Origin of the sequence: Yersinia vastinensis (assembly GCF_902726565.1) — a bacterium.
Taxonomy (GTDB): domain Bacteria; phylum Pseudomonadota; class Gammaproteobacteria; order Enterobacterales; family Enterobacteriaceae; genus Yersinia; species Yersinia vastinensis.
The window spans coordinates 21,050-39,328 of record NZ_CACVAF010000001.1 but is presented as its reverse complement, the minus strand read 5'-3'; the positions used below and the strand labels follow the sequence as shown (position 1 = coordinate 39,328).

Genomic DNA, 18,279 nt, shown 5'->3' with positions numbered 1-18,279 from the left:
ACAGATCTCAAAACCAGTTTCTGGTATCCTTGCGACGAATTGCTAACAAGAGGCTTCATGTAGTTATGTCAGGTTGGCGTAAAATATATTATAAGTTACTGAATTTACCACTTAAACTGTTGGTAAAAAGCAAGGTTATTCCGGCAGATCCTGTGACTGAGTTAGGGTTAGACCCTTCTCGTCCTATTCTGTACGTTTTGCCTTACAATTCTAAGGCTGATTTGCTGACTTTGCGAGCGCAGTGTCAGGCGCAGGATCTGCCCGACCCATTGATTCCATTGGAAATCGATGGCGTGCAACTGCCGAGTCATGTGTTTATCGATAATGGCCCTCGAGTCTTTCGTTATTACGCACCTAAGCAAGAGTCGGTCAAGCTGTTCCACGATTATCTAGATCTGCACCGCAATAATCCGGAGCTGGACATTCAAATGTTGCCGGTTTCCGTGATGTTTGGTCGTTCGCCAGGGCGTGAAGGCCATGGTACGCCGCATCTGCGTGTGCTGAATGGTGTGCAGAAATTCTTTGCCGTATTGTGGCTGGGCCGCGATAGCTTTGTGCGTTTCTCGACCACAGTTTCATTGCGCCGGATGGCCAGTGAGCATGGCACCGATAAGACGATAGCCCATAAGCTGGCGCGCGTGGCGCGGATGCACTTCTCCCGCCAACGTCTGGCCGCTGTCGGCCCGAGCTTGCCAGATCGCCAAGACCTCTTCAAAAAGCTGTTGGCTTCTAAGGCGATTGAAAAAGCCGTGGCAGATGAAGCACGTACCAAGAAAATCTCCCATGAGAAAGCGCAGCAAAATGCGATTACGCTGATGGAAGAGATCGCCGCAGACTTCTCTTATGAAGCCGTGCGTCTGTCTGACAGGGTATTGAGCTGGACGTGGAACCGTTTGTATCAGGGTATTAACGTCCATAATGCAGAGCGCGTACGCCAGCTAGCGCAAGATGGTCATGAGATAGTCTATGTGCCTTGCCATCGTAGCCATATGGATTACCTGCTGCTCTCTTACGTGCTTTATCATCAAGGGCTTGTACCGCCACATATTGCTGCCGGTATTAACCTTAACTTCTGGCCTGCCGGCCCGATTTTCCGCCGTTTGGGTGCATTCTTTATCCGTCGTACCTTCAAAGGCAACAAACTCTACTCAACTGTGTTCCGCGAATATCTGGGCGAATTATTCACCCGCGGCTATTCCGTAGAGTATTTTGTTGAAGGTGGGCGCTCACGAACCGGCCGCCTGCTAGAACCGAAAACCGGCACGCTGTCGATGACGATTCAAGCCATGTTACGTGGCGGTTCGCGGCCCATCACGCTGGTGCCAATTTATATTGGCTACGAGCATGTGATGGAAGTGGGTACTTACGCCAAAGAGCTGCGAGGAGCCACCAAAGAGAAAGAAAACCTGTTGCAGATGTTGCGTGGCCTGCGCAAGTTGCGCAATCTGGGTCAGGGCTATGTCAACTTTGGTGAGCCAATCCCGCTGACCACTTATCTAAACACCAATGTACCGCAATGGCGGGATGCGATTGACCCCATTGAAGCACAGCGCCCGAGCTGGCTGACTCCGGCAGTAAATGATTTGGCTGGCAAGATTATGGTCAGAATTAACAATGCTGCGGCAGCAAATGCCATGAACCTGTGTTCGACCGCATTGTTGGCTTCACGTCAGCGTTCACTAACCCGTGAGCAACTGTTGGAGCAACTTGAGTGCTACCTGCAACTGATGCGCAATGCGCCTTATGCGAAAGATGTCACGGTACCGGATAAAACACCGGAAGAGCTACTTAATCACGCCTTGAATATGAATAAGTTTGAGGTGGAGAAAGACAATATTGGTGACATTATCATCTTGCCACGGGAACAAGCCGTGCTGATGACTTACTATCGCAATAATATCCAGCACTTGCTGATGTTACCGTCACTGATCGCCAGTATGGTGATGTACCACCGTCGCATTACCCGCGCGGAATTATTGCGCCAAATCAGTATGATTTATCCGATGTTGAAAGCTGAACTATTCCTGCATTACAGCAAGGAGCAGTTGCCACAAACCTTGGATACATTGATAGATGAACTGGCTCGCCAGCAGCTGATTTGCGATAAAGGGGATGAATTGGTGCTGAACCCAGCCCGTATTCGTCCTCTGCAATTACTGGCCGCTGGTGTGCGTGAAACCTTGCAACGCTACGCAATCACACTGTCATTACTCAGTGCTAACCCAAGTATCAACCGTGGTGCATTGGAAAAAGAAAGCCGGATTATGGCGCAGCGTTTGTCTGTATTGCATGGGATTAACGCACCTGAATTCTTCGATAAAGCCGTGTTCTCGACACTGGTCGGCACCTTGCGAGAGGAAGGCTACATCAGCGACAGCGGTGATGCCATTCAGGAACATACGCTGGAAGTTTACAATATGCTGAGTGCGTTGATGACGCCGGAAGTGAAGCTGACAATCGAAAGCGTCAGTATGCCGGCGGAAACCAACAATCAGTTACCCGCCCCTGAGGCCGAGGATGAATCGGAAGATTAATCCTGTAAGAGAAAAATGAAGCACAGAATGGCCGGATTTATCATCTGGCCATTTTTATATGTAACTCACCAAAATGCCGAGAAACAGCACCAGCCCCACATAATTATTATTCAGGAAAGCACGGAAGCAAGGATCGCGTTCACGCTGGGCAATCATCTTCTGTTGATGAACAAACAGCGCTCCTGCCAGCAAAACTGACCAATAAAATGCGCCCCCCAAATTCATCAACCAGCCAATAGTGACCATTAAAATCAACGTGGCCAATTGCAGCAACCCGATGATTAATTTATCGCGCTGACCAAATAAAATGGCTGTGGATTTAACACCAATTTTCAGGTCATCATCACGATCCACCATGGCATATTGCGTGTCATAAGCGACCGTCCAGCAAATATTAGCGAGCAAAAGTAGCCAGCATACCAACGGCAAACTCTCGCTCACGGCGGCAAAACCCATAGGGATTGACCAACCAAATGCGGCCCCCAGTACTACCTGCGGCAAGTGAGTGACCCGTTTCATAAAGGGATATACCCAAGCCAAAGCCAGTGCAGCCAGCGATAGCCAGATGGTCATGCTATTGAGTGTTAATACCAAACCAAATGACATCAGCACCAATACGACAAACAGGATCTTACTTTCTTTCTCGCTGATAAGCCCGCTTGGCAAGGGCCGAGATGCCGTGCGTTTCACAAAGCCATCAATATGTCTGTCAGCATAATCATTGACGACACAACCGGCAGCGCGCATAAAAAAGACACCCAAGACAAAGACAATCAGTATGTGGATATCGGGAATACCGTTCCCTGCCAACCACAATGCCCATAGCGTCGGCCACAACAGTAATAGTGAACCAATGGGTTTATCAATGCGCATCAAACGGCAATAGGCCAACCATTTGCTCTGAACTGTACTTCCCTTCAATTTATCAATCTCCAAAATCTCACCACCACATCAAACCGCCGAAACCTAATGTCCCCGCGCGCTTTCCCATTGCGGGTGTGCTGGCTACGTTCCTCAAGCATAAAGTGGCGAGGCAGGTAAAAATACCTCTGTTAATAACAATGGCTTACCAGATAAGCGGAGCAAAGAACGGCGCGCCCAAAGGGTATCTTGCCGCCCTACTTGAATATAATCCCGAGTCAAATTGTCGCCACCAAATAGATAACGACCCAGGGGTAAGGTCCCTAAATCCACCAGCGCCCTATCCGGGCCAGACAATGTTTCCTCAGGGATAACGGTACGGCCAAGCAGCCATGGTTCATTATCACCACACAGGACAATTTCTCGCAGCCAATAACGTTCACTAGCCGGCAGATGTTCGGCATCTTCTCCCAACTCATTACGCGTGATAAAGCATTCTCGCTGCGGTTCGACATGAACCCGCTGACAATGTTGCTCAAAACGCCGCGTCATCGACCCCAACTCCATCAGCCAGTCAGCGATATCAGCAGGAAGAGCTGGGTGCTCAATGGCACACCATTGGATAGGTTTCAAAATTGATGCATCGCCGGTCAACATACGGCTCGCTCCCTGCCGAGGAGAAAATTTCCATCCTCGCAATTAGTGTTTGATAGTCAGTAAATAGGCCGTCATTGTAGCGCAGAATGGGTAGTGAGCGACATCAGGTTACTTTTTTATTACGTCCCACAACATTCCGCCATAGCTTAATTTTTTTTATATTCTTCAATATGCTCAAGTATGTTGTTAACCCTCATATTAACGCCCCAGAATTGCCTGTCACTATTGAGTTCTCTTGCTGAGTAATATCCATCATAGGCATTATCGAAATCGATAGGGTAAAAGGTGTTGGTTTTTTCATCATACAAGACATTATTAAAATTCAGGTCTTCATGGATGATATTGTAATACCCTAAATCGTCCATCATGCTCAGAAATCGCTCCTTCGCATTAGGTAGGAAAGTAGGACTATCAATCTCTATCAGCACTTTCCCCGGCACTCTGTACATTCGGATATGATATTGATTTTTATTAATAATCAACTCAGCAGAACCTTCCCCATAGTATCGATTGAAAAACTCAACCTCTTTCATATGAACCTCAGTGATAAGCACCCTGCTTTGTGTTTTTAATTTCTTTATGACAAAGTCTGGGTTATTCGCATCAAGGTAGACATCCCCGGATCCTCCGCTGCCAATCTTTTTACCTAATTTAACTTCAGGGTTAAATTCGGGGCGTAAAGCTCGTGATTGGAATGGCCCGCCTCCCAGCAACTTGCCCGGTTTAATAAATTGAGGGCCTTGCTTTAGGACCAGCCCCACGTCTTGACCGGTTGACAAGTCCACTTCCCAATATGCTCCGCTCCCTCCCTGTCTGACCCAAGCCTCACGCACGCCCTCCAAGACAGTGTGGTCTTTGAGTTCAACTCGTTGCACGCTAATCTGTGTTCCATGTCCGTTTTCTATTGACTGCCATGCCAGTTCACCCGTTTCTTCATGTACATTAACGCCCACCCTAGGCTCTTTTATCACGTTGGTTTGATGCGCAATGGCTTCTTCCATTTCAGCCGACAGTGTGGGCGATAGAAGAGAGTCAGCACCCCGAGGGAGATTTTCCACCATCGTTACCCCACGCTCCATTCCTCTAAGCAAATTAACCTCCATCACCATGGCTGTCATACCTGCCGCCATATTCTCCTTTTCATTACGGTAGCGCGGCCCCTCAACTCTGGCGATAGTACACATTGGGTTAGGCAGTGGTAGCTTACACACCCAGTGACTCTCCAATTTTGTCCAAGCATGCCCCCAGAAACGTGTATTCTCTGATTCCGGCTGATAGGCCTGCGCAAAGTCGTCTATTTTATGTTGTAGCACCGTGCCCTGTGGCCGCTGACCATTGTCAATCAACGCCTCAATCGCCTTCGCTCGGATTGCCGGATGAGCTTTGATTTGTGCGTAATACGCCGTTTTTTTTGCATCTAACGTATCAAAAACATTAATCGGCCTGCCATTGTTGCCGAGCATCGACATATTGGCCACAAAGCGATTACTGGCATTCCGACGTCGTTTAAATTCGCCCAAAGGTGAGTCGAATTCTTTCTGTGGCAAGCCAAACTGAGGATCCTGACGGTAGGTGTATCGTCTGGGAATGTCGATGTTCCTGACGCCTTTTTCTTTCAAAATGGCTTTTATCGCCTGATCTTCATTAAATACCGCCGGGGGATGGCGATAAGCCAAGCGCGTATCAAGATAATCGAGTTGCCGCACTATTTTTTCGCGTTCGGTTTTATAGAGTCGGTGCTGGGCGAGCGGGTAGAGTGAAGGCTGATGGCGCTCTATACTTTGCCTCACCGCGTTGAGGTCCAACACAAACCGCTCTTCTTCCACATCAATGGCTGCATCGCCCGTAATATATCCAGCTAATTGTTTTAGTCGATTAATGGTACTTTGTGCGGCCTCAGGGAGACTAGGTACATCCATTGACTCGGCAATACGGCTGAAAGCACTGGCCATTTGTTTGATAGTCAGCGCTTCGGCCCCATTAGATTGACTGAAATGGGACAAGAAGATCACCGTCGGGCTGTACCCCACATCCCCTGTTTGTTGTAATTGTTTTTCTTCTTCAAACAATAAGTTATAGAGCTGCTCAGTATCTTTGCCATCCAATTCATCGAGGGCCTTGCCCTGTAACCGGTAATATAGGTTGAATGTCGCTTTGAGTGAAAATGCCAAGCTACCGACCGGATACTGGAGATCAAGAAATTGCGTGAAATCCTGCTGACTACAAACATCAAACCCAACCACACTGCATCCGGCTAGAATCATCTCCGCGAGTTGTTCGGTGAGATAACTCCCTTGGGCATTTTTAGGTGCAAATCCATTGGCCAGATAAGCCTCATCCGATTGCACTACCGCAGGAATAGCTGTCATTCCCTCATGGAGCACCCTTAATGCTTTCATCGCACGGAAAACCGGCTGTTCCGGGTCATCCAGCTGCGCTATCCCCCAATGAGATAATTCTGTCGCGGAAATATCCGCTATGTCGCCGTAGCGATGCCTATAATGGGAATAGTTATAAAGTATTGCTGCCTGAACTCGGATGACGCTATGTTCAGGACGATAAATGGCGGCAGATAATTCGGCTAATGTCGCGGGCTTCGCTTGATGTAACCACCAAGCCAGCTTCAACGCTGCGAAAGGGGTCAGTTTTTCTTCTGTTGATAGCATCAGCCCTTTTTGAGATAACGCAAAAAGCACATCCCGCGCCAGACTGATAATTCGGGCTTTTTCATAGCCTTGAGCGGGGGTTAATTCAGGCCTTAGGTGTAATAGTCCATCAAGCCCCTGCACATGCTCGATACCTTCTACATCATAAAGTTGCAGGTAAAGATCCACAATTCGGCCCACGCGCGCATCACTGATATCAGGAAATTGCTGTACCCACCGTCTTTGATCCCATGTTCTGGCACTGTCGATTAACTGCATGGCCTGACGAAACGCCGGTTCTGAAGCCGAACGGACATTGGGCAACTCTTCAGCCAGCTTATCCAGCAGCCAATGATCCTTTGCCGTCACCTTTATGGGGAGCCGCTGATTTTTTCGGATATTAATCTGTGGACTGGAGATAGAGGGGGGGGTTAAGGGACGATGTGAATAGTCTTCTTCAGCAAACAGTGCCGATCCTGGCAGCATCGCCATCCATAAACAAAGTTGGGGCTTTTTCAACATCAATCAAATCCTTTAATTGATTAGCTGAACAATAAAGAGCTTGTAGACACGGCTCTTCGGCATCTCGTCCAAGATACCGCTGCCGGTTGTATTCCCCGTCTCGTAGAGTCTTATTTATCTTTTACATCCCTCGCCAAGAAAAAAGGTGCGCCGAGGCGCACCAATCATCCAGCCATATTCGGCAGTGCCGGGATTTACCCCTTGCCTTTTACACTACCAATAAAGGTTTTTCGGGCTGAAGTTGAGCCCAAATGTTCCGCTTCGTTCAACAATTTCAGCGCCTTATCGACATCACCGGATTTCACCGCATCTTTAATCGCTTGGTTGAAGTAGTTTTCCGTCTCACTCAGCATTGGCTCAGTCGCTTTTGCTGGTGCAGGTGCCGCTACCGCAGCAGGTTGCGCGGCACTACCCACAACAACAGGTGCCGGTTGCGGTGTTGACTGAATTAAGCCAATCATCACGTTGCCCATGCCCTGCTCGGCAGTGACTTTAATTTTCAAGTTACCCGTCGGGGTATGTTTCGCTATTGGGTCCGGGATATTTGGCACAGCATTACCTACGCCCATGGCATAAGCCTTGGCCGGGTCCAACAGTGTGGTGGTTTTTGCCAAATCTTCACGTGTGGTATAAACCAGCAGATAAATTTGTTTTTGGCCCAATGCTGGGGTCAATTTCATCACCCCTTGCAGCCGATCATTGACCATGATGCCCGCTTTTTCATAAGTGAAATAGCTAGAGGGGTAATAAGCGGCCGGGCGCATTTGTTCGTCTAGCACCAATACGCTAGGAGCAAACAGTTCGTTATCAGTCACTAAACTACTGAGCGTGATTTCCATTGAGCCACGGTCAGCAGGCAGGGCAAAGGCAGCAACTGCGCCTTCAATATTCCCTTGAGAGATTTGTGGGCTGGCTGCAGTCAGTTTAACGTCCTGCGTCGCCGGTGGGACTAATGGCTGCCACGGCAACTGCTGTAATGTGGCGGTGTTGATAGTGGGTGCGATAGACACATTCGCCGGAGAAACCGTTGATGCAGCAAGGGCGGTCAGAGGAGTAGTTACCCCCAGAGCCAATGCCAGACAGAGTGTCAGCAGATTCTTTTTCATTGTTATACCCTCATACATTGAGCGTCAGCGCTAACTGTGCACAGGCAAGGTCGGCATAGTTAACCAATTCGTCTTGTTAGTCAGCAGAATGCGGACCGCAGCCCGCACACCGATAAAACCGTTATTGAGCAAACATGACAGCCGCCCATGGGCGGCTGAAGAGTGCTGTTACCACCAAGCTTCGAATTGCGCACCGAAAGTCACTTCATTGCTCTTACCACGGCTATCTGTACCGATGGTGCCGTTCTGTGCCATACCGATGTCAGAGCCGTCTTTCACATAGCCCCACTTCTCATCCCAGTTAGCATAAGTTGCGAAGACACGAATTGCCGGACGAGACCAAATGCTATCGCCTGCCTGCCATTGTTGTGCCAATGTCAGTTTGTACTGACCATTACGGTCACCAGTACGTTGTGATTTAACATTGTCGTAGCCCGCTTCTACCAAAGTACTCATGATATTGGTCCATTTGTACATCGGACGGACGCCCACACTGTACCAAGTGGTGCCGTTGTTGTTGTCCCAGTCAGTATCCTGATACAAACCGACGTACATCAGATCCCACTTCTCAGCCAGGTTGATAGCACCGTGGTCAATAACACGCAGCATGTGACCATTGTTATCTACTTTGGTCCCTTGTGAATGGCCGCTGTTATAAGAGGTCATAGAGTCGGTGGCATACTGAACAACAAATTTGTTGAAGCCACCCATCATGCTTTGAGTATGTTCAGCCGTCAGCATCACACCATCTTTAGAAGCATTTGGCGCTAACGCGTAATCGTCCTCAGGGTTGGCGCGACCATAGTCCACACCAAACTCCAGTGTACCGCCTGGGTTCGTTTCCAAACCGGCTAAACGGATATCGTACACATCGTTGACAGTGTGATCGGCATCTTTGCGTTGATTGTCAATCCAAGCACTTGAACCGCCCGCTTCAGAGTTACGCGTTGCGGCGAGGGATAATTTACCAAAGCCCAAATCGATCATTTCGACACCCGCACCTGGGCCAGAAATGTCCCAGTAGTAGAAGTCGATCATATGAACGTCATGACGTTGGTAGAAACGTTTACCTGCCCACATGGTGGAACCTGGCAGCCATTCAACCAAATTTTTACCCTGCACGTTCGCTTCACGGAAAGCCGGTGACGTGGATTCCCAGTCATCACGTTGTGAAACGGAATACGCTACGTTGGTATCTAAGTAGAAGCTCTTATCGCCTTCTTTCCACAGCTCTTGGCCTAACTTAATTTCCGCATAAGTTTCACACTCATTACCCAGACGGTATTTACTTTGAGCACCGGTTGTTTTGAAACATTGTTGCTCGCCACCACTTCCTGTCCAGCCGATACCAGAACGTGCATACCCGTGGAAATCGACAGCCATAGCTTGAGTGGAAAGGACACCAGCGGCAACAGCCAGTGCTATCGGTAACTTGCGCAGAGTAGTCATCAGTAATCTCCTGTTATATTTGCCTATCGGCATGCGTGCTTTACATTTTCCGAAACTCGGCGTCGCGGTAACTAAACGCCCAGCTCTTGGTACAGCCGCTTACACGCCGTGCCATCTTCACGGAACAGATGGCAGCGATATGGCGGCAGACCGATGGCGAATGTTGCACCTTCTTCTACCAGCACCACGTCGTTCTGGCGGTAAACCAGGTTTTGACGTATTGCCGGGATTTGGATGTGAATTTGAGTCTCATTACCCAGTTGCTCTACCACCTGAATCTCGCCTTCCAGCGTGACTTCAGAGGCACTGCTTGGCAGCAGATGTTCCGGGCGAATACCCAAAGACAGATTTGCACCAACCTGAACCCGAGTCCCTTCCACCGGTAACCACACTAACTGGCGATTTGGCAGCTCTATCTGTACTTGGCTCGGTTCAACGGCGGTCACTTTAACCGGTAAAAAATTCATTTTTGGCGAGCCGATAAAGCCCGCGACAAAGCGGTTTGCGGGGTAGTGATACAGTTCCAGTGGCTTGCCGACTTGCGCCACATTGCCTGCATCCAACACCACAATTTTGTCGGCCAAGGTCATGGCTTCGACCTGATCGTGGGTGACGTAAATCATGGTGCGTTCCAGACGCTTATGGAGCCGCGATATCTCGATACGCATCTGTACGCGCAGTGCCGCATCTAGGTTAGAAAGCGGTTCATCGAGCAAAAACACATCTGGCTCTGCGACCAAGGTACGGCCAATTGCAACACGCTGACGTTGACCACCAGATAACGCCTTTGGTCGCCGTTCTAACAGGTGAGCCAGTTGCAGTACTTCAGCTACCTGATTCACCCGTTGGTTAATTTCCGCTTTCTTCACACCGGCCAACTTCAGACCGAAGGACATGTTCTCTGCCACGGAAAGGTGGGGATACAGTGCATATGACTGAAACACCATGCCGATCCCGCGTTCAGACGGCGGCACTTCATTCATCCGCTTACCGCCAATCAACAACTCACCTGAGGTAATATCCTCAAGGCCGGCAATCATCCGCAGTAGCGTTGACTTTCCACACCCAGATGGACCGACAAACACCACAAATTCACCATCATCGATTTCCAAATTGATATCTTTGGAAATCACAGCCTCACCAAAGGCTTTATAAACGCCCTTCAGCGTTACATTAGCCATGTGTTACTCCTTTGCTTACGCAAACAACTTTTCATATGAACCTGACTGAAGAAAAATGGCGGAAGCAAATTCCGGCATGACCCATCGATTACTCCCAGTCCCCTGATGACTCTCTTGCTGCGCGTCGTACCGCCATGCATTCGCAAGGTTGCCCCGGACGACGTCGCGGCCTGAGTATAGGGCTGCGCGTTGGTTAACGCTTCAACGCCTTAATCTGGCTGGGTAATAATTAACCGAACAACACCCTTTTATTGCTAATGCTGCTTCAATGCTGCTGATGCTGTTTCAGTGGTGCTTTTCAATGACGGTGATAGTGCGGGAGTGACACTATTAGGTAATCATCCGTAACAAAGTTTTTCATGGGGGAGGAGATAGGAGGATGAGGGAACGACCAACACAGGGAGAAGTTCCACTGTAAATACAAATACGTGATCTGGCCTGCAAATTTCGACCTGCATTATCGTGCCTGACACCACAGAATAGGCAGCAGTGTTAACTCGGTCACAATAACCTACGGGGGGGCGTAGAGAGGGGGAGGATGATGGGGTATCCCGTTGTGACTCAATATGGCAACGTAAAAATCAGTACCCACAAAATTGGATAAAAGGATTGGATTATGACTAGCAGCTTCACAAAATCCGGCATTGGTAAGACCGCACGTGTTTTGGCCCTTTCAGCGTTGACCACGCTGGTGCTCTCTTCCTCTGCTTTTGCCAAAATTGAAGAAGGCAAACTGGTTATCTGGATCAATGGTGATAAAGGCTATAACGGGCTGGCGGAAGTCGGTAAGAAATTTGAAAAAGACACCGGCATTAAAGTCACTATCGAGCATCCAGATAAACTGGAAGAAAAATTCCCGCAAGTGGCGGCAACCGGTGATGGTCCAGACATTATCTTCTGGGCGCATGACCGCTTTGGCGGCTATGCTCAATCGGGCTTATTGGCTGAAATCAGTCCATCAAAAGCTTTCCAGGAAAAACTGTTCCCGTTCACATGGGATGCTGTTCGCTTTAATGGCAAGTTGATTGGCTATCCGGTGGCGGTCGAAGCACTGTCTCTGATTTATAACAAAGACCTACTGAAAGAAGCACCGAAGACTTGGGAAGAAATTCCAGCACTGGATAAAACTCTGCGTGCCAATGGCAAAAGCGCCATCATGTGGAACCTGCAAGAACCCTACTTCACTTGGCCTGTTATCGCCGCAGATGGCGGTTATGCCTTCAAATTCGAAAACGGTGTTTATGATGTGAAAAACGTCGGCGTGAACAATGCCGGTGCGCAAGCGGGTCTACAATTTATTGTCGATCTGGTGAAAAACAAACACATCAATGCTGATACCGATTATTCCATCGCAGAAGCTGCCTTTAACAAAGGCGAAACGGCGATGACTATCAATGGTCCGTGGGCATGGAGCAATATTGATAAGAGCAAAATCAATTATGGCGTGACCCTGCTGCCAACCTTCCATGGCCATCCGTCTAAACCGTTCGTTGGGGTACTGACTGCCGGTATTAACGCCGCTAGTCCAAACAAAGAACTGGCGACCGAGTTTTTGGAAAACTACCTGCTGACCGATCAAGGTCTGGCTGAAGTGAATAAAGACAAGCCTCTGGGCGCAGTTGCACTGAAATCTTACCAAGAGCAACTGGCAAAAGATCCACGTATTGCGGCAACCATGGAAAACGCCACCAATGGTGAAATCATGCCAAATATTCCACAAATGGCCGCCTTCTGGTACGCAACCCGCAGTGCGGTGCTGAATGCCATCAGTGGTCGTCAAACTGTGGAAGCCGCGCTGAACGACGCAGCAGCACGTATCGTCAAATAATAGATTTACCTGCTAAGGGGCGCGGTTCGCCGTGCCCTGACCAATTTATAGCCATGCAGCAATCATTCTCAAAGCACGAAACGTATACAAAAGGGACCATTATGCAGTTATCCCACACCGAATTCCAAAGTCGTAAAAAGAAGATTGCCTGGTGGCAAAGTGATGCACTTAAATGGCTGATTATCGGCGCATTAAGTCTATTCACCTGCTATTTGATCATGTTGATGTATGCTCAGGGTGAATATCTTTTTGCCATCGTGACGCTGATTCTGGTGAGTCTGGGGCTGTATGTTTTTGCCAATCGCCGTGCTTATGCCTGGCGCTATGTGTATCCCGGTGTTGCAGGGATGGGGCTGTTTGTTCTGTTCCCCTTGATTTGCACCATCGCAATTGCTTTTACCAACTACAGCAGTACCAACCAATTAACCTTTGAACGCGCCCAATCCGTCTTACTGGACAGACAATTCCAGACCGGTAAAACTTTTTCCTTTGGTCTGTACCCCAGTGATGATCAATGGCGCTTACAGCTCACCGCACCGGAGGCTAATACTCTACTGATTTCAGAGCCTTTCAGCCTCAATGATGTGGCGGGACAAAAGATAAATGTCGTGCCGACTAACACGGAACAGACCGGTGAGCGAGCCTCACTGCGTATCATTACCCAAAATCGTCAGGCACTGAGCGGTCTGGTCGCCATCCTGCCCAATGGTGGTGAGTTGCGCATGAGTTCACTGCGCCAATTCGCCGAAACCAGCCCTCTTTATAAACTGGGCGACGATGGCAATGAATTAATTAATAAGCAAACTGGCGTCATTTATCGGCCAAACCTTGATGTTGGTTTTTATCAGGCTGTTAATGCTAATGGCCAGTGGGAAAATGAGAAACTCAGCCCCGGCTTTACTATTACTATCGGCTGGAAAAACTTCCTGCGCGTACTGCAAGACGAGGGTATCCAGAAACCGTTTGTCTCCATCTTTATTTGGACCATCATCTTCTCCGTCATGAGCGTCATTCTGACGGTGGCTGTTGGTATGGTATTGGCCTGCGTGGTGCAATGGGATGCACTGAAAGGTAAAGCTATCTATCGGGTACTGCTGATTCTGCCTTATGCCGTGCCATCGTTTATCTCGATATTGATTTTCAAAGGATTATTTAACCAAAGTTTTGGCGAAATCAACTTGATGCTCAATCAGCTATTTGGCATCAAACCTGAGTGGTTCAGTGATCCTCTTACCGCCAAAAGCATGATTTTGATTGTGAATACGTGGCTCGGCTACCCCTACATGATGATTTTGTGCATGGGGCTACTGAAAGCCATTCCAGATGATTTATATGAAGCATCAGCGATGGATGGCGCAGGACCATTCCAGAACTTTTTCCGTATTACGTTCCCACTACTGATTAAGCCACTGACGCCGTTAATGATTGCCAGTTTTGCTTTTAACTTTAATAACTTCGTATTGATTCAGTTATTGACCCGAGGCGGCCCGGATATGATTGGCACCAGCACCCCTGCGGGATATACCGATTTACTGGTCAACTACACCTACCGTGTCGCCTTTGAAGGGGGCGGTGGGCAAGACTTTGGCTTGGCAGCAGCCATTGCCACACTGATTTTCATTCTGGTAGGCGCACTCGCGATACTGAATTTGAAAGCCAGCAAAATGAATTTTGATTAAGGAGGAGATGCAGATGGCCATGGTTCAACCTAAATCCCAGCGTTTGCGTCTATTGGGCACTCATTTTTTGATGTTGTGTTTTATCGCGCTGATTATGTTCCCGCTGCTAATGGTCATTACCATTTCGCTGCGGCCCGGTAACTTCGCCACCGGTAGCCTTATTCCAGATCAAATATCCTGGGAGCATTGGAGGCTGGCACTGGGCATGAGTGTGACGCATGCCGATGGCTCAGTAACACCGCCGCCATTCCCGGTGATGTTGTGGTTATGGAACTCAATTAAAATCGCGGTGATCACTGCCATTGGTATTGTTTCGCTGTCCACAACGTGTGCTTACGCCTTTGCCCGCATGCGTTTTCGTGGCAAAAATACTTTGCTGAAAGGGATGCTGATTTTCCAGATGTTCCCTGCGGTGCTATCACTGGTGGCACTCTACGCGTTGTTCGACCGTCTTGGACAATATATGCCGTTTATTGGCTTAAACACCCATGGCGGGGTGATTTTTGCCTACATGGGCGGAATTGCGCTGCACGTCTGGACCATCAAAGGCTATTTCGAAACCATTGATAACTCACTGGAAGAAGCCGCCGCCTTGGACGGAGCCACCCCATGGCAAGCGTTCAGATTGGTGTTGTTGCCGCTGTCGGTGCCTATTTTAGCCGTCGTATTTATTCTGTCGTTTATTGCTGCCATCACCGAAGTGCCAGTCGCCTCATTGTTATTGCGCGATGTGGAAAGCTACACCCTCGCCGTCGGTATGCAACAGTATCTGAACCCGCAAAACTACCTGTGGGGTGATTTTGCCGCAGCAGCCGTGCTGTCTGCGATCCCTATCACCACGGTCTTCTTGCTGGCACAACGCTGGTTGGTGGGAGGTTTAACGGCCGGTGGTGTGAAAGGCTAACGATTTCTCGTTCGTTTATGTCGTTGATATTGATTATGCCGCTGCTCTACTTGCTGTATTTTCCCTCTGGTACTGTGTCTTTAGGGCGGCCTTAATGGCCGCCATTTTTCTTTCTAAACTACCGCATTATTCGCGTTTTAACCTTTCGGTATTGGCTAAGTACAAAGTCACCACCAGCAACAAGATAGATGCGGAATAGATCAAGGTATCAATTGGATTTTCATGATCTACAATAATCAGTCGGATAATCGCGGTGATCCCGATATAGATAAAATAGCGTAACGGGAAGTGATAACCTGACTCAAAGTACTTAACAATCAAGGCAATAAATTCGAAATACAGAAAATAAATCACAATGCCTTCAATCAGCATGTAGGAAGACGTTTCCTGATTATTCACGAATAACACCTGCCCCAAATGGATGGTTTCTTTTACCAGAAAGACCACCAAGATAGCCGCTAATATAATCAATCCCACATTCAATAAACGCTGCAGATTTTTAGCGACCCACTGAGAACGTGAATTTTTGGCCATAAATACCCCATAAAAAGTAGGTGAAACAGCCCGAGACTAGCACAGCAATGCTGCGGTCGAACCCAAAAAAAGCCCCTTACTAAAAGTAAGAGGCTAATAAGCACGGATCAAGGAGCTTAAGCGCGTAAGCTTAGCGCCAGTTCTTGAAACGGTTAATCAACGCATTGGTTGAACTGTCATGGCTGGTCACGGCTTTGTCATCCGCCAACTCTGGCAAGATACGGTTAGCCAGCTGTTTACCCAGCTCAACACCCCATTGGTCGAAGGTGTAGATATTCAGGATAATCCCTTGCGTGAAGATTTTGTGCTCATACAGCGCAATCAAGGCACCTAGGCTGAACGGGGTAATTTCGCGCAGCAAGATGGAGTTGGTTGGGCGATTACCTTCGAATACTTTAAACGGCGCAACGTGAGCCACTTGCTCAGGGGTTTTACCCGCCGCGGCAAATTCAGCTTCCACTTCTGCCAGTGACTTACCAAAGGCCAGCGCTTCAGTTTGAGCGAAAAAGTTCGACAACAGTTTCGCGTGGTGATCGCTCAACGGGTTATGACTAATTGCAGGAGCAATAAAGTCACAAGGAACCAATTTTGTCCCCTGATGAATCAACTGATAGAACGCATGCTGCCCGTTGGTGCCAGGCTCACCCCAAATGATCGGGCCAGTTTGGTAATCAACAGGATTACCGTTGCGATCAACATATTTACCGTTGGACTCCATGTTGCCCTGCTGGAAGTAAGCGGGGAAACGGTGCATATATTGGTCATAAGGCAGGATAGCTTCGGTTTCGGCACCAAAGAAGTTGTTGTACCAAATACCAATCAATGCCAATAGGATAGGCAGGTTCTGCTCCGCCGGAGTATTAGCAAAGTGTTTATCCATGGCATGCGCGCCACTGAGCAACTGCTCGAAATGCTCAAAGCCAACAGACAGTGCGATAGACAAACCAATAGCTGACCACAGGGAGTAGCGGCCACCGACCCAATCCCAGAACTCAAACATATTGTCGGTATCAATACCAAACTCGCCCACCGCTTTCGCATTGGTCGACAGCGCCGCAAAGTGTTTAGCCACATGAGCGGGATCTTGTGCCGTCGCCAAGAACCAATCACGCGCACTGTGGGCGTTGGTCATGGTTTCTTGGGTCGTAAAGGTTTTTGAGGCGACCAGAACCAGCGTGGTCTCTGGATTCAATGATTTCAACGCTTCAGCAATATGGGTGCCGTCAACGTTAGAAACAAAATGCATATTCAGATGGTTTTTATAAGGACGCAGTGCTTCGGTCACCATGTAAGGGCCGAGGTCTGAACCGCCGATACCGATATTCACAACATCTGTAATCGCTTTGCCGGTATAGCCTTTCCAGTCACCGCTGATTACGCGGTCGCAGAACTGTTTCATTTTGGCCAGTACCGCATTCACTTCTGGCATCACATCTTTGCCATCGACCACAATTGGCGTGTTACTGCGGTTACGTAAAGCAATATGTAACACTGCGCGGTCTTCGGTACGGTTGATTTTTTCACCGGAGAACATGGATTTGATCGCGCCTGCCAGGAAGGTTTCTTTGGCTAGAGCTTGCAGTTTTTCCATGGTTTCGCTGGTGATGCGGTTTTTAGAAAAATCCACCAGCATTTGATCATCAAAAGTCGCGGAGAACTTGTCAAAACGCTGATCGTCCTTGGCAAACAGACTGCTGATGGTGACGTCTTTCATCTGTTCAAAGTGTTGCTGTAACGCTTTCCAGGCAGCGGTTTGACTAGGATTAATATTTTTCATAGCGGCGCTCTTCTAGGCTTAAGGATTAATGAAACGAATACATTGATTGTATCCTGTTACCCTGTGATTGAGATCTCTTTTCTTGCGATAGGTGATATCTCTCGAAACAACCTTTGATCTGCTTCCTGTTTTCCTTCCTTTCCTTTATTTGCGGCCCTTCCAATGGGGAAAATGCCAGAATGTCAGCCGATATCCAGTTAAATTAGTTATATGAAGTGACAATTTATTAAATATGAAAATACCTCATGGTCATATCGTTGACAGAAAGCCGATAACCCGTTATTCCTAAAGGCCTACTTGCGCACCCGGTGCGTAAGCCAGAAGAGGTGCGTCGCCCAGGTAAAGTGTCGGAGGAGCCGTGATCCGCAGAAGACATTCGAGGGGGAGCGACGCCGAGACACGCTGATTTCGGCCATCAACGTGTCGACTGCAGGGGCTGAATCCCCTGGGTTGTCACCAGTGCCGTTCTTTTAGGGCGGTCAACAAGGTGGAGCGCTTCTGGGTGTAACGTAGTGTTGTTTCTACGCCTGCCCCCTGACTTACCGCTCTTCCCTTGTGCCAAGGCTAATACCGATGACCACCCAAAGATGGCATCCCTGACA

Annotated in this window: 12 protein-coding genes, 1 pseudogene and 1 riboswitch; of the genes and pseudogenes, 4 read left to right on the top strand and 9 right to left on the bottom strand. The window is 48.6% G+C overall.

The annotated features are described in order from the left end of the window. Window positions 1-65: 65 nt before the first annotated feature. Complete coding sequence (plsB, locus tag HUZ92_RS00125) at window positions 66-2,534, top strand: glycerol-3-phosphate 1-O-acyltransferase PlsB (RefSeq protein WP_050101704.1); 2,469 nt, start codon at window positions 66-68, stop codon at window positions 2,532-2,534. Window positions 2,535-2,588: 54 nt separating this feature from the next. Here the strand turns inward: plsB and ubiA are convergent, their stop codons facing one another. The 7 genes and pseudogenes from ubiA to HUZ92_RS20790 all read right to left on the bottom strand — a co-directional run bounded on the left by ubiA (window position 2,589) and on the right by HUZ92_RS20790 (window position 11,185). Further along, window positions 2,589-3,455: a 4-hydroxybenzoate octaprenyltransferase gene (ubiA, locus tag HUZ92_RS00120; protein WP_050101725.1), complete on the bottom strand. Its 867-nt coding sequence runs from the start codon at window positions 3,453-3,455 to the stop codon at window positions 2,589-2,591. A gap of 93 nt (window positions 3,456-3,548) precedes the next feature. After that, on the bottom strand, window positions 3,549-4,052 hold the full coding sequence (ubiC, locus tag HUZ92_RS00115; RefSeq protein WP_128451121.1) for a chorismate lyase: 504 nt from the start codon (window positions 4,050-4,052) through the stop codon (window positions 3,549-3,551). A gap of 146 nt (window positions 4,053-4,198) precedes the next feature. After that, the gene (locus HUZ92_RS00110) at window positions 4,199-7,219 is read right to left on the bottom strand and encodes an OspG family effector kinase (RefSeq protein WP_145580131.1); all 3,021 of its coding nucleotides are present in this window, start codon (window positions 7,217-7,219) and stop codon (window positions 4,199-4,201) included. Window positions 7,220-7,413: 194 nt separating this feature from the next. Next, window positions 7,414-8,325 (bottom strand): maltose operon protein MalM, encoded by a 912-nt coding sequence (malM, locus tag HUZ92_RS00105; RefSeq protein WP_050101707.1) that lies wholly within the window; start codon window positions 8,323-8,325, stop codon window positions 7,414-7,416. A gap of 168 nt (window positions 8,326-8,493) precedes the next feature. Then, complete coding sequence (locus HUZ92_RS00100) at window positions 8,494-9,774, bottom strand: maltoporin (protein WP_050101708.1); 1,281 nt, start codon at window positions 9,772-9,774, stop codon at window positions 8,494-8,496. 71 nt (window positions 9,775-9,845) lie between these two features. Further along, entirely contained in the window at window positions 9,846-10,955 is a 1,110-nt protein-coding gene (malK, locus tag HUZ92_RS00095) for a maltose/maltodextrin ABC transporter ATP-binding protein MalK (RefSeq protein WP_050101709.1), read from the bottom strand. A 15-nt stretch (window positions 10,956-10,970) separates the two neighbouring features. After that, window positions 10,971-11,185 (bottom strand): annotated as a pseudogene (locus tag HUZ92_RS20790) (hypothetical protein). Between the two features lie 386 nt (window positions 11,186-11,571). On the opposite strand from HUZ92_RS20790, the gene malE reads away from it, so the two are divergent. From malE to malG, 3 genes are all read left to right on the top strand, one after another. Then, on the top strand, window positions 11,572-12,783 hold the full coding sequence (gene malE / locus HUZ92_RS00090; protein ID WP_050101710.1) for a maltose/maltodextrin ABC transporter substrate-binding protein MalE: 1,212 nt from the start codon (window positions 11,572-11,574) through the stop codon (window positions 12,781-12,783). A 101-nt stretch (window positions 12,784-12,884) separates the two neighbouring features. Further along, window positions 12,885-14,462: a maltose ABC transporter permease MalF gene (gene malF / locus HUZ92_RS00085; RefSeq protein ID WP_050101711.1), complete on the top strand. Its 1,578-nt coding sequence runs from the start codon at window positions 12,885-12,887 to the stop codon at window positions 14,460-14,462. Between the two features lie 13 nt (window positions 14,463-14,475). After that, window positions 14,476-15,366: a maltose ABC transporter permease MalG gene (malG, locus tag HUZ92_RS00080; RefSeq protein WP_050101726.1), complete on the top strand. Its 891-nt coding sequence runs from the start codon at window positions 14,476-14,478 to the stop codon at window positions 15,364-15,366. 126 nt (window positions 15,367-15,492) lie between these two features. Here malG and psiE read toward each other — a convergent pair whose 3' ends face one another. Continuing rightward, complete coding sequence (gene psiE, locus HUZ92_RS00075; RefSeq protein ID WP_050101712.1) at window positions 15,493-15,900, bottom strand: phosphate-starvation-inducible protein PsiE; 408 nt, start codon at window positions 15,898-15,900, stop codon at window positions 15,493-15,495. A gap of 130 nt (window positions 15,901-16,030) precedes the next feature. Beyond that, the gene (pgi, locus tag HUZ92_RS00070) at window positions 16,031-17,677 is read right to left on the bottom strand and encodes a glucose-6-phosphate isomerase (RefSeq protein ID WP_050101713.1); all 1,647 of its coding nucleotides are present in this window, start codon (window positions 17,675-17,677) and stop codon (window positions 16,031-16,033) included. A 313-nt stretch (window positions 17,678-17,990) separates the two neighbouring features. Then, a riboswitch (Lysine riboswitch) is annotated at window positions 17,991-18,183 on the top strand. The last annotated feature ends 96 nt before the right edge of the window (window positions 18,184-18,279 follow it).